Raw genomic sequence first — 15,481 nt, 5'->3', positions numbered from 1 at the left:
ATAAAATCAGGGGGGGGATTATTTCCTAAAGCTTTTTTTACTAATATCCCTTAAAATAAAAAGAAGGATAGCTGACTATCGACTATTTCTAGTGAAAACATTTTTGAAAAGGTTTACAAACAATTTGATAAGAGCTTATTTTTCAGTGAACTCGTTTCAGCTAGCTGATACTTCAGGGAATCAGGCTGAGACTCTACTCCGCCGAATTGGAAGATTCCACCTTCGCTTAGAGGTGGAGATCTTAGCCCTTAAAACACGATGAGATAAATGAGGTGATTCGATGAAAAGAATGGAACGAATATACCAATTATTAGTGGATAAATGTGAGAAATTATCGAAAGAAGAACTTGTTGATAAAGAAGGCTTCTCCGCCAATGAGTTAGTAGAAGAATTGGCGATGCTAAGAAATAATGTAAGTTTAGAGTTAAATAATTTAGTCCGATCTGGAAAGATTGTTAAAATCAAACGACGCCCTGTACTCTATATCCCTCGTGACGTTATAAAACAAAATTACGGTAATATTCTTGACCGAAGCATTTTAGAAATTCCATCATTAAAAGATTTATATGAAAAGAAAAAAAAGGTAATAAAATCATTTGATCAAAATCCATTTCGGCTATTAATCGGCGTCGATGGAAGTTTAAAAAAACAAGTGGAGCAGGCTAAAGCAGCTATTGTGTACCCACCAAAGGGATTGCATACATTAATTCTTGGACCAACTGGTTCTGGTAAAACATTGTTTGCCCATATGATGCATAATTACGCCAAATATGCTGAAACGATGGATGAAAAGTCTGCCTTTGTAGTCTTTAACTGTGCGGACTATTATAATAATCCTCAATTGCTTCTTTCTCAACTCTTTGGGCACATTAAAGGTGCATTTACTGGTGCGAACTCTGAAAAACAAGGCTTGGTAGAAAAAGCAGATGGAGGAATTTTATTTTTAGATGAAGTGCATCGCCTTCCCCCAGAAGGACAAGAAATGATTTTTTATTTTATGGATAACGGCCTTTTTAATCGTTTAGGGGAAACAGAAAGAAATAGAAAAGCAAAGGTATTAATTATTAGCGCCACAACTGAAGATCCTTCCTCTTCTTTTTTAAATACTTTCTTACGAAGAATTCCGATTACGATTACGATGCCGTCCTTTCATGAACGGCAAGTAAAGGAAAAAATTGACTTAACGAAATATTTGCTGGGGAAAGAAGCTGCTCGTATTCATAAAAATATTCGTGTACATGAAGATGTCATGCGAGCACTAGTCGGCAGTGTAACATTTGGAAATATCGGCCAATTAAAATCCAATATTCAGCTTGTTTGCGCACAAGGTTTTTTAGAAAGTATTCAAGAGCCTTATGTTAGCTTATATGCTAAAACGCTCCCTCCAGAAATGAAGGAAGGATTAAGCCTTCTTAGCAGAAACCGTAAAGAAAATGAAGAAATCGTCAAATCTATTGACTCCATTATCACTATTACAGGCGAAGGAAATGAAGATTTATTAGAAAATGATGTATATGAGCTTCCCTTTGATATGTATAAAATTATTGAAGATAAAGCCAGGCTCTTAAAAGATGAAGGAATTGATAAAGAAGAAATAAACAAGTTTGTAACAACTGATATTAAAATCCATATTAAAAGCTTTTATCAGCAAGCGACAAAACAAAACTTCTCTAAACTGTCGAATTTAGTGGATAAAAAAGTATTACAGCTAGCAGAAAAGCTGCGTTCTTTATCAGAAGCAATGCTAAAAAGGAGCTTTAATGATAAATTTATTTATTTTATCAGTTTGCATATCGAAGGATTATTAAATAGAAAAAACAGATTAAAAAAAGATATGCCAGTTCTTGAGGACATCTATGAAACAATGCGGCAAAATCAAAACGAATATAAAGTAGCGCTTAAAATGAAAGAAATCATTGAAGAAACATTAGCCATTGTTCTTCCTGAACTAGAGGTAATGTATTTAGCATTGCTTCTTATCTCAACAGACGAATGGAATAATAAAGGCAAGGTGGGCATTGTTGTCGCTGCGCATGGTGTATCGACAGCAAGTTCGATGGTAAACGTAACGCAGGAATTATTAGGGGAACATAATATAATGGCTGTCGATATGCCCCTTGATGTCAGTTTTCACGATGTATTCGATAAAATCGTCGATGCGGTAAAGGGAACAAATCGTGGTGAAGGTGTGTTAATGCTCGTAGATATGGGATCTTTGTATTATTTTGAAGAAAAAATAATTGAAAAATCTGGAATCAACGTAAAAACAATTGATATGGTTTCTACACCATTAGTACTTGATGCCGTCAGAAAGGCAAATTTTTTAGACATGGACTTAAATACCATCTATACATCCCTTCGTTATACTAATAATGAGAATGAAGTGGTTTTAGAAACTACGCCTAAAAAAACGGATAAAAATAAAGCGATTGTTACTATTTGCTCTACTGGAGAAGGCACCGCGCTTCGCTTAAAAGAAATGGTGAAATCTTATGTAACAGAACTAACAGATGAACCAATCGAAGTTATTCCAATATCAACGGTAGGCTTAAAAGAATCTATAGAAGAACTACAAAAAAAATACAGCCTTATTGTTTCAATAGGCGTTAAAAATCCACGTATTGATGCACCTTTTATTTCTTTGGAAGAATTTATAGAAGGAAAAGGCGAACGAATTATGGAACAAGTAATTAGAAATGAGTCTATTTTAATAAAAAACAGTCATTCAGATGTAATTCTGCGTAGTTTATGTGAAGATGGCATGAAGAAAATATTAATTTACTTAAACCCTTATCGCGCTACATCGAGTCTCTTATCCTTTTGTCAACAGTTGGAAAGAGAATGGGGCATGCATTTTAAAAATACTACCACTATTCGCATCGTTCTGCATACCGCATTTGCAATGGAACGGGCTATTGTAAAAAATGAACTTATTTATCGCGGCGAAATAACAGAAGACAAAAAAAATATGATAAAACTAATAAAAAACTGCTTTGACATTATCAAAAATCAGTTAAATATTGTGCTGTCAGATGATGAACTTTTTTATATTGCTGATTTGCTTTCTGAAGAATTTAAAGAGAAGTGGATGAAAAAATAAGTGTTTTATAAAAAAATCCTCCACCTCCTATAGTGTATCAATAGATTCCTTTTTTTAAAATAGTGTATCAAAACAAGAAGAATTTAGGACTATCCTGAATTCTTTTTGTTTTTTAGTGTATTAAAACAAAAAAAACGGCTAACAAAATCATTGATACAAAAAATATTTTATTTTCTCCTTGTAAAGAAAACGCTTTAATATAAGCGTTTTTTTCTTTTTTTACAAAAAAATCGTTTCTCTTTTTAAAAGTTGGCACGCTTCTTGCAATATATATTAGTGTAAGGCAAAAAAATAAAGGAGGTGTAGACATGGTTGCATTTATTATCGCAACACATGGAGAATTCTCTCGGGAGATTATCAAATCTGCTGAAATGATTTTCGGCAAACAAGAAAATGTAGCATTTGTTACATTTTCTCCAGGAGAAGGTCTCGAGGATCTACAAACAAAATATTACAAAGCATTACAAGAATTAGATGGAAGCAACGGAACACTTTTTATGGTTGATTTGTTTGGTGGAAGTCCATATAACGCGGCAGCCTTAATCGCTGCAGACAAAGAGGAAATGGATGTAATCGCTGGCGTTAATTTGCCAATGTTAATTGAAGGCTTCGACAAACGGCAAAGAAATGATTTTCATGATTTAATTCAATCTGTCAGTCAAACAGCAGCAGATGGAGTCAAATCATTCAAACAAAGTTTAGCATACAGCAATGCTAGTGAGGAGAATGATTTATTATGAATATTACATTAGTTCGAATTGATGATCGTTTAATTCATGGTCAGGTTGCCACTTCTTGGTCAAAAGAAGCAAACTGTGAACGTATTATTGTTGTCTCAGATGAGGTAGCAAAAGACACGTTAAGAAAAACATTGCTAATTTCCGTATGCCCGCCAGGAATGAAAGCAAGCGTTGTACCAATTGATAAAATGGTTCGAGCTTATAATAACCCAAAATACGAGGGAGTAAAAATATTATTACTTTTTACCAATCCAACTGACATTGTAAGAGTGGTGGAAGCCGGCGTCAAAATTGATAAAATCAATGTAGGCGGCATGTGCTTTAAAGAAGGAAAAAGACAGCTGGCTAATGCCATTAATGTAGACGACAAAGATATTGAGGCATTCCAAAAACTGAATAGCTATAATATTAAATTGGAAATTAGACATGCCATTACCGATCCAAAAGTTGACTTAATGACAAAATTGTAAGCGCTAAATTGAAATAATAGTTTTATAAACTTATAAAAAACTATATTTAGAGAGGTGAATAATCATGACAACGTTACAAATCATTTTAATCCTAGTTATCGCAGCGATAACAGGGATGGGCAGTGTATTAGATGCCTTTCAAACACATCGTCCAATCGTTGCTTGTACATTAATCGGTCTAGTACTAGGAGATCTTAAAACAGGGATTATTCTAGGTGGAACATTAGAAATGATGGCTCTTGGCTGGATGAATATCGGTGCTGCAATGGCCCCAGATACGGCTATGGCCAGTGTTATTTCTACTATTCTAGTTATTACAGCAGATCAAAGCATCGGTAAAGGCATCGCAGTGGCCGTTGCCTTAGCAGCAGCAGGTCAAGTACTAACCATTTTTGCAAGAACATTAACAATTGGCTTACAGCACCGCGCTGATAAATATGCGGAAAATGGAGATTTCAATGGCATTGATCGAATGCATTACTTTGGTCTCGCCATACAAGCATTGCGTGTTGTTATTCCAACATTAATTGTGAGTTTAATCAGTGTCCATTCTTTCGAAGCCATGTTAAATGGCATTCCAGATGTTATCACAAAAGGACTGCAAGTTGGCGGAGGAATTGTAGTTATTGTTGGTTATGCCATGATTATTAACATGATGGGCGCAAAATATTTAATGCCGTTTTTCTTCCTTGGATTCGTATTCGCAGCATTTTCAAACTTTAACTTAGTTGCTTTTGGTGTAATCGGTGTGGTCGCAGCTATTGTCTATATTCAATTACATCCAAAATATAATATTACGAAAAACCCAGCAGGACTTGCGGCAGTTTCCGGAACAAATGCAAGATTTGATGATGATTTAGATGATGATTTAGATAGTTAATAAAAAGTGGAAGCGTCTGGACTGAGGGGCTTTGACTTTAGCTTAGAAAACACGAAGAGCAAAAGCGTCGATGTTGGCTTATCGCAGGAAAAAGACTTGAAGTACAATAGCGTTGGATCTAGACAATTATCTATTTTGATCAACTTTATCTTTTTAAAAAAAGGAGGCAATAAACATGGGTGAGTCATTAAAGAAAACATATATTGAACCTGAAAAACAAACGGAAGACTTAAAATTAACAAAAAAAGATTTAACCAAAATGTTCGTTCGTGCCAATCTATTATTAGGATCCTTTAACTTTGAGAGAATGCAGGCTATCGGGTACTGCTACTCTATGATTCCAGCAATTAAAAGATTGTATAAAAAGGGCGATGAGCGTAACAAAGCATTAAAACGCGGTTTAGAGTTTTTTAATACACAACCATTTTTAGCAGCACCGATTATCGGCGTAAATGCTGCGATGGAAGAGAAAAAAGCAAATGGAGCTGAAATTGAGGATAGTTCAATAGCTGGTGTAAAGGTTGGTCTAATGGGACCCCTTGCTGGTGTGGGAGATCCTATTTTCTGGGGTACATTACGCCCTGTTCTTGGGGCACTTGGGGCATCTATTGCATTGACTGGAAGCATTATTGGTCCACTTGTATTCTTTCTAATCTTTAATGTTATTCGTTTAGGCGTTGTATGGTATGGAGTTCGCTATGGTTACACCAAAGGCATGGAAATTATCTCAGACCTTGCAGGCAACAGACTGCAAAAATTAACAGAAGGTGCTTCTATTCTCGGTCTCTTTGTAATGGGCGCCCTAGTATGTAAGTGGACCAGTATAAATATACCGGTTAAGATAGCAGAATTAACGGACCAAGCTGGCAATACAACAGTTACAACGATTCAAAGTGTATTAGATCAATTAATGCCAGGCTTAGTTCCATTATTGCTAACATTCCTTGTCGCAAAACTGTTAAAGAAAAAAGTAAATCCATTAATTTTAATCTTATCTATCTTTGTTATCGGTATTTTAGGCTATTGGGCAAAAATCTTAGCTTAAAAGTTTGTGGTCAAAAGGAACAAGAAGTTCGAGGCATCTTCCACTTTTAACATAGTCCTTCCATAGGTTGTGATTGTTTATAGTTGAAGATCCTCTCGTTGGATACGCGAAAAGCCAAAGGATAAGCCAACAAAGTAATTCGACGGGCATTTTTCACCGGACTTTTTGAACAAATCTCTAATAGGGTCACTGCATAGACGCCTATTCATCTGCATAGATACACAGCTAGGGGTTCTATTTTACTTCGTTGCCGCGAGAAAATGGAATCCCTTTACTTTTAAATAATCACTGCTTTACTTACTGTATTTCTTACTAAAAGGAACTTTCTTTACAACTTATTTTATCTATAAAATATTTATTAATTACATGCATAATCCCATCATCATCATTACTGTTTGTAACAATGTCCGCAGCTTCTTTTACAGCTTGTGGTGCATTCCCCATTGCCACACCTAATCCGGCATACTGCAGCATATCCATATCATTATAATTATCGCCAAATGCCATAATTTCCTGTTGGTTTATTCCTAATTGATTTGCAAGCATCGCAATAGCAACAGATTTTTTGACGTTCTCAGCCATAATCTCTAGATAAGTTGGCTTCGATTTATAAATAGACAATTCAGGATAATGATTCTTTAACTCTCTTTCTAGTGAATCAATAGATAGCGGTTCACCCATACATAAAATTTTGTAAACAGACGAACAAGATGTTAACTGAAAATCAACAAGCTTCGGGTTGATGCTCGTTATTTTCTCCTCTTGAACTACCCACTCATCTTCCAGCGATTCAACAAGCCACTCGTCTTTACTATATATGGTATAACATATAGAAGAAAATTGTGCGGATATTAATTTATATATTCCGCTTATATCCTTCTCCTTCATTGTAGACTTATACACTATCTCTCTTTCTCCGTTTTCTTGTTCTCCGCCTAATAAAAGAGCTCCACTAAAACATATAATCGGTTCCTTTAGCTTGGAAGATGCCTGAAGTGCTAGAATTCCCTTTGGCATTCTAGCAGAAACCAGTACAAAAGGAATGCCAATTTGCTGTAGTAGTTCTAACGATGCTTTTGTCGCTTCACTAATTTTATGTTGAGAATTTAATAAGGTCCCATCAATATCACTGAAAATAAGTTTATACACTTTTTTCCTCTCCCTAACAATGACATCAATCGTTTCTATTAAAGCTTTTCTATAAGTGCGTGTTCAAAAAGGAGGATAAAAAGGACCGAGAAGTTCGAGGCGGTTTAGCTTCGAGCATCACCCTTTCACAGGATGTGATGACTTCCACGTTGCTCACAGGACGTGAGCGTTTTTAGTGGAAGAACCTCTCGTTAATACGTGAGAAGCGGAGAAGCAAACCAACGAAGAAATTCGATGTGTCATTTTCACCGGACTTTTTGAACAACCTCTATAAGTTTTGTGCTCGCTCCTATACCTTTTAATAGCGAGAAAACGCAGCTTATTCAGCTATACAAAGAGTTATATTATTTGCTTTCATTCGTTCACAAAAAATTGGTGGAGGACATTGATCGGTAATAACAATATGGATGTCCCCCCAATCCATTCCTTTATAATAACTAGTTTTGGAGAACTTATTAAAATCCGCTAAAATAATATTTTTTGAACTTCTACGTACAATGATGCTTTTCATATAGGCATCTTCTTTATCTTCAAAATAAATTCCATCTTCCATAATCGCAGCCGCACCTAAAAAGGCTGTATCAAATTTCATTTTATCTACTTGATTTACACTTTCCACATCAAAGAAAAATCGATTTTGTTTATGAAAGCTTCCTCCAAAAAGAAAAAGGGAAACCTCCGATTGATCAGAAAGCACTTCTGCAATATCTAAAGAATGAGTATATACTTGCAGCTTTTTATTTAACTGTTCTGCTAAACAGCAAACTGTTGTCGATACATCAAAATAATAAACTCCTTTGTCTTCTAAAAAATCAGACGCACTCTTGCCAATTTTCCTTTTTTCACATGAATAGGATTGCACACGCTCTCGATAGGCTAAAATCGTCTCATTTAGAGCTGGCAAAGAAATTCCACCATGCGTTCTAATAGCGGCACCTTTTTCTACCAATTTTACTATATCCCTTCTTGCAGTATCTCTAGATATAGTAAAACGTTTACAAATTTCATTAACAGACATACTTTGCTGCACATTCAAAATTTCAAGTATTTTTACAAGTCTTTCTTCTTGATACATAATATCCTCCTTTATATAAGTAATTATAAGTTATATAACCTTCATTTACAAGTAATATAACATTACCAAGTAAAAAAATAACGATAATTACTTATAGTGATTTTTAAGTTAATAAGACGGTTAACTAGACTCATAAGAACTCTTAGAAACCTTACACTTATTAACTACAATAAAAAAACTCCTTTTTATAGATGTTTCCCGGAATATCCATCCGGTAACTTTCTATTGAAAGGAGGCTCATACATGTTGTTTTATATAAATTCTAGAATTGCTTTCTTTTTGTCGAAGAGGAAATATTCAATTCTTCCCGGTACTTTGTTATAACACGTCTAGACACAAATATATTATGGTTCGTTTCTAATATTTTTTTTATTTTTTCATCTGATAACGGTTTATGTTTATCTTCTTCCTTTATTAAATCAATAATTATTTTTTTTATTGCAGCAGAAGAAACCTCTGTCTCATTCTCCCCCTTCATTCCTTGGCTGAAAAATGATTTTAATCCAACAATCCCAAAAGATGTTTCCATATATTTATTAGAAACGACTCGGCTCACAGTCGATTCATGAACACCAAGTATATCTGCCACTTGTTTTAATGTGAGCGGTTTTAATTTGCTAGGCCCTTTAAAAAAGAACTCTTTCTGCTGCTCTACAATACAAGCGCTGATTTCGAGTAATATTGCCTCTCTCTGTTTAAGTCCATTTCGCAGAGATTGAAATTCTGCGTATTTTTTCCGTATATACTCATACTCATTCCCTTGTTTATTTTGCAGCAAGAGCTGGTAATCTTCATGTAATGTTAGTTTTGTAAAGAGTGGATCATTTAATTGAATTTCCAACTGGTCGTTGACTGGATAAACAGAAACATCTGGTCGAATATACAGCGATACATCTTGCTGAAAGCTTACTCCTGGTCTTGGCTGGAGCACAAGTATTTTCCTTTGCACTTCTTGAATATCCGATAAGGAAACGCCTAACTTTTTTGAGATATACGGCCATTTCTTGTCTGCAAATGTGACAAAATATTCCGCTATAATTATATAGGACAATTTATCTTCTGGATATTTCTTCTCTAACTGCAGCAATAAACATTCCTGTAAACTACTTGCTCCAACCCCAATTGGTTCTAAGCTTTGCAATAGCTTAACATATTCTCTTCCCTTCTCTACTGTAATAAATAATGTGGAACAAATTTCTTCTATTGTCTCTGTTAAATATCCATTTTCATCTAAACTGTGTATAAAATAGGTTAAGCATTTATCATCTTTTTCACTTAATTTTAAAAGTCCTGCTTGCTCTAATAGAAAAGCAGATAAGGTTATATTAGACGTATCTTTTACGTTTTCCATGAAAGAATCTATATCATCCTTTTGCTGCTGTTTTTTCTCTTTTCTCGGTAGTTCATACCCTTCTACCTTGGCCGCAACTTCCTTAAAGCATTGATCACATTCTATCAGCGGATTCTCCAATGCCTGTTCACGAATAAAATCAAGCAAATCATGAGTGGAATACGCTAATAAAGAGATTGCTTGAAGCATTTCGTGATTTAAAACCATTGATGTCTTTTGATATTGCAAAATATTCGGCTGAAGATCCACCTTGTTTCCTCCTCACTAATACCCTTTCTATTATTAATACGACCATTATTTTATAAAAATTCTGAATTTTTATTGAATGCGCTTTCTTTTCATTGTAAAAATTTTTTCTTCCTTTAATGCATGTTTTTCCCGTTTTCTTTATATTCATTATACCGAATTTTAATCATTATTACCATAGATTCTTATTCTATTTCAACGATTGAACACGGATACAAAACACAAAATTGGTAATGCTAAAAGGGAATATATCGCCTATATAAATTGGATATAATTCCTCTTTTTTTTTCATGATTATAGCTTAACGTCTTTTGAAAAAATCCGCATTTAATCTATATAGTAACTTATACAAAGTAGTAACTTATACAAAGAAAGGTGCGAATATATGAGTACATATATTGAAGTGGCAATAAAATTAACAATAGGCTTTTTTTGTCTTATTGTTTTTATGAACTTATCTGGAAAAGGAAACTTAGCACCACTCACTCCAGCTGACCAAATTCAAAACTATGTGTTAGGTGGAATTCTAGGGGGGATTATTTACAGTCCTGCCATTACCATTACACAATTTCTTATTGTTTTAATTATTTGGGGGTTATTAGGTTATATTATTCGTATTCTGAAATTAAAAAATCGTTATGTAAAACAATTTGTGGAAGGAGAACGGGTAGTAATTGTTCGTGATGGGGTTTTGCTTATTGATAATTTTAAAAAAGCAAAATTATCAACCAAAACCTTTTATACGATGCTCCGATTAAAAGATATTAACTATATTGGCTCGTTAAAAAAAGCCCAAATTGAGCAGAATGGACAGCTTACCGTTATTCATAAAGATGATGAAGAATATTCTTATATGTTAATATCAGATGGCGATATTCATCAAGAAGGGCTAGAGGATATCGGCAGAGATGAGGAATGGCTGCTGTCCATGTTAGAAGAAAAAGGCTTTAAAATGGAAGATATATTTTTTGCTGAATACTATCAAAATGATTTAAAGCTTTATACATATTAGAGGTTGTTCAAAAAGTCCGGTAAAAATGACACATCGAATTTCTTCGTTGGTTTGCTTCTCCGCTTCTCACGTATTCAACTAGAGGATCTTCAACTAAAAACGCTCACGTCCTGTGAGCAACGTTGAAGTCACCACATCCTGCGGAAGGCCGATGCTCCAAGCTAAACCGCCTCGAACTTCTCGGTCCTTTTTATCCTCCTTTTTGAACACGCACTATTAGTTAATTCCTACTGTTTTTTTCTCTAAGTGAAGCTTCTTCATCATTGGGAGTTACTTCCTTAAAGAAGAACAAAAGGATAACTATTATTCGTAGACATGATGTCTTTTCTATCATGTCTTTTTTTGTCTTCCTAGTATTTAAAACTAGCGCTTTTCATAATACTAGGGAGTTTTATCAGGAGCATTCGTTTCTTTTCCTTATTTAAAGGTGTCAGTCCATACGAGTTGATGTCTTTTTTCGTATTGTATGTTGAAGATAATTAAGGGGGGATAAAAGGACCAAAGAAATTAGATGTGTCATTTTCACCGAACTTTTTTGAATCCCCCCTATTATCTATCAACTGAATAGAAAGAAGGAGACATTATGTTTTATGATCAACCGAATGTTCCAGCTAACTGGAATGTGACAAGCTGGAAGAGAGAACATGCTGATTCCATGGCTGTCAATGAGAGAAATACGTTTCCTGTTTTTGATGTAAGTCAGGTGCGTTCATTAGATCCTGAACGAGATATATGGGATAACTGGCTTGCTTTAAATGAAGAAGGACAAGTTGCTAATGTTGGGGGCTATAATGTTCTAATTGCTTTAGGAGCACCGATTGGCGACCTTAGCCAAGCAAAATTAATGTATTTTTATTCAAAAATCAATGAAAATAATTGGCATCCTGGCGGCTATGTTTTTACCAATCGTCTCATAGAAAACACGCAGGAATGGTCCGGTTCTACTATATTGACTTCTGAAGGAGATTTACAGTTTTTTTATACAATTGCCTCCTCTTATCAAGATCCAGAAACTGGAATTTACCAAACACAACAGCAGTTTGCAACAGCTAAAGTTCCTGTATTAGCTAATTCCTCCTCTTTCCAATTATCAGCTCCAAGTTATCATGAAATCCTCATTGAACCAGATGGCTATTTTTATCAAAAAGTAGATGAAGCCGTTTGGATGGAACAACGATTCCCTACCCAACATCGTCGTGATTTAGGCAGTGATCAAGTGAATAACTTTACTTTTCGTGATCCCCACTATTTTAAAGACCCAAAAGATGGACAAGAGTATCTTCTCTTTGAAGCAAATACCGGACAAGCCTTGAATACAGAAGGAACGGTAGAAGAAAAATTTATTGGAGCATTCTCTGAAGGATATCAACCTTCTGCTGATGATTTAAAAGCAAATGGCTGTGTTGGTGCACTTAAACTTAGCAATAATAAAACAGAAGCAGCATTTCTTCCGCCGATCTTAACAACAAATCTTGTAACAGATGAAATTGAACGTATAAATGTAATCGTTTATGAAAATCACTATTATTTGTTTGTAGCAACACATGGGAATAAAATGACTGTAGACGGAAACGACTTAGTTAACCGTGATTTTTTAATTGGCTTTATGGCTGACTCTTTGTTTGGGGAATACGAAGCACTTAACCAAACTGGTATCGTCATCACCCAAAAATCTCCTGGAGATCCCTATGTTGGACAGGAGAATAACGAGCAATATGTCTACTCTTGGCTTATTGTTCCAGCTGAAAATGGACGTTTTGTTGTAATTGCTTATAGTAATTTCTCTACTGGACCTGAAGGAAACACCCAAAAAATCAAATCGGCATCACCAGTTGTAGAGTTATTAATAAATAACAAAAATACTAGAGTAGGCCGTCTATTAGGAACATTCCAGCCTAGTTCTCAGCTTTAACCGCATCTACTAATTCTGGCTGTACCAAGTGTCTTTATTCTTTTGGTACAGCCTTTCTTGTGAAAAAACAATTCAGGACTCCGCTAAACTAATAGTACTTGCTCAAACTTCACAGTTATTATTCCTTATAAATTGGGGCAAGATTCTCGTTTCAGGATGCTCCCTTTCCGTGGGGCGTGCGATGAGCCTCCTCGGCGCAAGCGCCTGCTTAGGTCTCAGCTAACCCGCTAATCCCACAGGAGTCTCGCACCTTACACTCCAATCAAGCCGTTTTAATTCATTAGTTGCTGTCGTTGAAGTGGTAAAAACATCCACCTTATAGAAATAGACTAAAAGTGCACATTTTGGGAGAAAAACGTTGAATAATAACATAAAAAATCAACACTACTAGTATTTAGTAGTCATACCTTGTCATGAAATTCGAAGACAAGAACTTATTCTAAAACAGGTTGCTTGTAACGGAGGGTGCGAAGACTCCTGTGGGAAATGCGGGAAGGCTAAAGACCCCGCAAGGCAACGCCGAGGAGGCTCAGATCCCACCCCGCGGAAAGCGAGCAACCCGTAGTGGAAAGCAACCCCCATAATAAAAAACAAGTCTCAAATTTTATTATTCTTAAACCAAGTAATATCAAGACTTGCAAACGAATTTGATGGTGCGAAGTATGAGTTACTTATTAAATTTTTCTAACTTTGTAAAAAATTGAAATACTAATAATAGAATGATAGACTATAAAACAGGAAATCTTGCAAATAAGGAGTTGATTTCACTTTTATGCACTGGAAAAAAATTCTTCTATGGAGTATTGGTATTATTTTTGGCGGAGGAGCACTCATTGCTTCTATTACTTTTGGTCTATTATTGTATTTAGAAAAAGAAAGTACACAACAAGCAACTAAAACTAACCAAGAGGCTTCTTCAGATAATTCAGGAGATGTAAATAGAAAAACAGTTCATAAGCCTGTTAACGAAGACGTGGTAACACTAGCAGATGGTACAAATGGCCATGACTTTATTTCTACTTGGCATGATTTTTATAATACTACACTTGGCTGGGGAAAAATCGATACAGCCAGTTACACGGAACAAAAGGAAGCAGCAGCTGCTATCTTGGAGCAATTAGAGAATATATCTGTTGCCAATAAGAAAATTGAAAATGATTTAGACAGCATTAGACAAAATGCACAGCAAGTCATCAATGGAGATAACCGAGAGGCCATGCGCAAGCTTCATCGCTATTTTCATGATTTAGACATTTTCTTTAATGGCTATGACTATAGTCAAACATTTGGCATAACTGAGTTTACCGGGAAATAATGTTTTATTATTACATTTGTTTTCTTCTTATACTATCCATCCTGTAATAAACTCAGCTAAGTCATGTTTTTATTAAAGTCCCTTAGTATGGACTCTTTTGATTAAAATAGTTTGGTTTTATAACAGCATTATTATAACGTTTATGAAAAATATGAGTAGTTGCTGGTGCTAATGGCGGTATCAGCCATGCCCAATTTCCAGTTAATTCTCTTCCCTTCTCTGCCTCCTTCTTTTCAAACGCTCTAAATTGCTGTGCTGCTGTATGATGATCCACAATCGTTACATCCGCTTCACGGAAAGAAGACAACACTGCTATATTTAATTCAACTAATGCCTTATCCTTCCATAATGAACTATTTTTCTGCTGGTTTAATTCCATTAATGAGCCTATTTTTGGCAGCATATTATAACGATTCTCATCCGCTAAGTTTCTAGCACCAATTTCTGTTCCCATATACCAGCCATTAAATGGAGCAGCTGTATAATGAATTCCGCCAATCTCTAAACACATATTTGAAATGATTGGAACAGCATACCATTTTAATTGTAAATCATGAAACCAATTAAATTCTGGATGGCGAATAGGCACTTCTAAGATAAGCTCTTTTGGTATAGGGAATATTTTAGGATGATTATCATTCATTTGCACGACTAATGGCAAAACATCAAAATGTGTCTCATTGTCTGTCCACCCTAAATCTTGACAACATTTTGTAAAGGCAAATGAATCAGGATCTCCTATAACACCATGGTTTGTTTGATATCCAGCATATCTTATTAGTTGCTGATTCCATATACGTATCTCCATGTCTTTTGTTTTCTGATGAAATATCGTAATAGTTGGTCGGATGCGGCCGCCATTTGTTGCGTATTGAATGTGTTCAAATAAGGCATCTCGCATTCCTTCTTCCGTATCTACCATTCTTTGATCGATTACATGCAGACTTTCCCAGAACAATCTTCCAATACAACGGTTGTTATTCCGCCAAGCCATCTTAGCTCCATGCTCTAACTCTTCTTTTGTATGTGTATAATACCCTAAATCATCTATATCTTTTTTAATCTCGATTATTCTTTGCTCCATTTGCTGTTCACTTTTTTTTAATTCTTTATAACAAGTTTCGATAAATGTTACTGCTTCTTGTAATAGGTCTACTGATTGTTGCAACCATACTCCTCCTTGTTA

At 35.2% G+C, this 15,481-nt stretch carries 12 protein-coding genes; 8 read left to right on the top strand and 4 right to left on the bottom strand.

What is annotated here, in order from left to right:
- The first annotated feature begins 280 nt into the window (after positions 1-280).
- From AC5LWL_RS06140 to manZ, 5 genes are all read left to right on the top strand, one after another.
- The gene (locus AC5LWL_RS06140; RefSeq protein WP_493433498.1) at positions 281-3,100 is read left to right on the top strand and encodes a sigma-54-dependent transcriptional regulator; all 2,820 of its coding nucleotides are present in this window, start codon (positions 281-283) and stop codon (positions 3,098-3,100) included.
- A gap of 308 nt (positions 3,101-3,408) precedes the next feature.
- Complete coding sequence (locus tag AC5LWL_RS06135; protein ID WP_493433497.1) at positions 3,409-3,840, top strand: PTS sugar transporter subunit IIA; 432 nt, start codon at positions 3,409-3,411, stop codon at positions 3,838-3,840.
- A complete protein-coding gene (locus AC5LWL_RS06130) occupies positions 3,837-4,310 on the top strand; it encodes a mannose/fructose/sorbose PTS transporter subunit IIB (protein ID WP_493433496.1) in 474 nt (157 codons plus the stop codon). The genes AC5LWL_RS06135 and AC5LWL_RS06130 overlap by 4 nt, the downstream gene beginning before the upstream one ends.
- A gap of 64 nt (positions 4,311-4,374) precedes the next feature.
- A complete protein-coding gene (locus tag AC5LWL_RS06125) occupies positions 4,375-5,190 on the top strand; it encodes a PTS mannose/fructose/sorbose transporter subunit IIC (protein WP_493433495.1) in 816 nt (271 codons plus the stop codon).
- A 175-nt stretch (positions 5,191-5,365) separates the two neighbouring features.
- Positions 5,366-6,235, top strand: a complete 870-nt coding sequence (gene manZ, locus AC5LWL_RS06120; RefSeq protein ID WP_493433494.1) for a PTS mannose transporter subunit IID — start codon at positions 5,366-5,368, stop codon at positions 6,233-6,235.
- 312 nt (positions 6,236-6,547) lie between these two features.
- Here the strand turns inward: manZ and AC5LWL_RS06115 are convergent, their stop codons facing one another.
- The 3 genes from AC5LWL_RS06115 to rpoN form a co-directional block, all read right to left on the bottom strand.
- Positions 6,548-7,384, bottom strand: coding sequence for a Cof-type HAD-IIB family hydrolase (locus AC5LWL_RS06115; RefSeq protein ID WP_493433493.1), 837 nt, complete (start codon positions 7,382-7,384; stop codon positions 6,548-6,550).
- 319 nt (positions 7,385-7,703) lie between these two features.
- Positions 7,704-8,459, bottom strand: coding sequence for a DeoR/GlpR family DNA-binding transcription regulator (locus AC5LWL_RS06110; RefSeq protein WP_493433492.1), 756 nt, complete (start codon positions 8,457-8,459; stop codon positions 7,704-7,706).
- 262 nt (positions 8,460-8,721) lie between these two features.
- Positions 8,722-10,059 (bottom strand): RNA polymerase factor sigma-54, encoded by a 1,338-nt coding sequence (gene rpoN / locus AC5LWL_RS06105; protein WP_493433491.1) that lies wholly within the window; start codon positions 10,057-10,059, stop codon positions 8,722-8,724.
- 382 nt (positions 10,060-10,441) lie between these two features.
- On the opposite strand from rpoN, the gene AC5LWL_RS06100 reads away from it, so the two are divergent.
- From AC5LWL_RS06100 to AC5LWL_RS06090, 3 genes are all read left to right on the top strand, one after another.
- Entirely contained in the window at positions 10,442-11,068 is a 627-nt protein-coding gene (locus AC5LWL_RS06100; protein ID WP_493433490.1) for a DUF421 domain-containing protein, read from the top strand.
- Positions 11,069-11,651: 583 nt separating this feature from the next.
- Positions 11,652-12,980 carry a glycoside hydrolase family 68 protein gene (locus tag AC5LWL_RS06095; protein WP_493433489.1) on the top strand — a complete coding sequence of 443 codons (1,329 nt, stop codon included), beginning with the start codon at positions 11,652-11,654 and terminating at the stop codon, positions 12,978-12,980.
- Positions 12,981-13,752: 772 nt separating this feature from the next.
- Positions 13,753-14,295, top strand: a complete 543-nt coding sequence (locus AC5LWL_RS06090) for a hypothetical protein (protein ID WP_493433488.1) — start codon at positions 13,753-13,755, stop codon at positions 14,293-14,295.
- Between the two features lie 82 nt (positions 14,296-14,377).
- On the opposite strand, the gene AC5LWL_RS06085 is transcribed toward AC5LWL_RS06090, so the two are convergent.
- On the bottom strand, positions 14,378-15,463 hold the full coding sequence (locus AC5LWL_RS06085; protein ID WP_493433487.1) for a nitric oxide synthase oxygenase: 1,086 nt from the start codon (positions 15,461-15,463) through the stop codon (positions 14,378-14,380).
- Positions 15,464-15,481: the final 18 nt, after the last annotated feature.

The sequence above is a fragment of the Niallia sp. WK069_GA_01 genome (genome assembly GCF_983173855.1).
Note: the sequence above shows the minus strand (reverse complement) of the source record. Positions and strands in the feature narration are given on the sequence as shown.

What these genes read in the sequence shown, in the direction of transcription:
- manZ (WP_493433494.1), top strand. Translation starts at nt 5,366, where the DNA reads ATGGGTGAGTCATTAAAGAAAACATATATTGAACCTGAAAAACAAACG.
- AC5LWL_RS06130 (WP_493433496.1), top strand. Translation starts at nt 3,837, where the DNA reads ATGAATATTACATTAGTTCGAATTGATGATCGTTTAATTCATGGTCAG.
- AC5LWL_RS06110 (WP_493433492.1), bottom strand. Translation starts at nt 8,459, where the DNA reads ATGTATCAAGAAGAAAGACTTGTAAAAATACTTGAAATTTTGAATGTG.
- AC5LWL_RS06140 (WP_493433498.1), top strand. Translation starts at nt 281, where the DNA reads ATGAAAAGAATGGAACGAATATACCAATTATTAGTGGATAAATGTGAG.
- AC5LWL_RS06135 (WP_493433497.1), top strand. Translation starts at nt 3,409, where the DNA reads ATGGTTGCATTTATTATCGCAACACATGGAGAATTCTCTCGGGAGATT.
- AC5LWL_RS06090 (WP_493433488.1), top strand. Translation starts at nt 13,753, where the DNA reads ATGCACTGGAAAAAAATTCTTCTATGGAGTATTGGTATTATTTTTGGC.
- AC5LWL_RS06125 (WP_493433495.1), top strand. Translation starts at nt 4,375, where the DNA reads ATGACAACGTTACAAATCATTTTAATCCTAGTTATCGCAGCGATAACA.
- AC5LWL_RS06100 (WP_493433490.1), top strand. Translation starts at nt 10,442, where the DNA reads ATGAGTACATATATTGAAGTGGCAATAAAATTAACAATAGGCTTTTTT.
- AC5LWL_RS06095 (WP_493433489.1), top strand. Translation starts at nt 11,652, where the DNA reads ATGTTTTATGATCAACCGAATGTTCCAGCTAACTGGAATGTGACAAGC.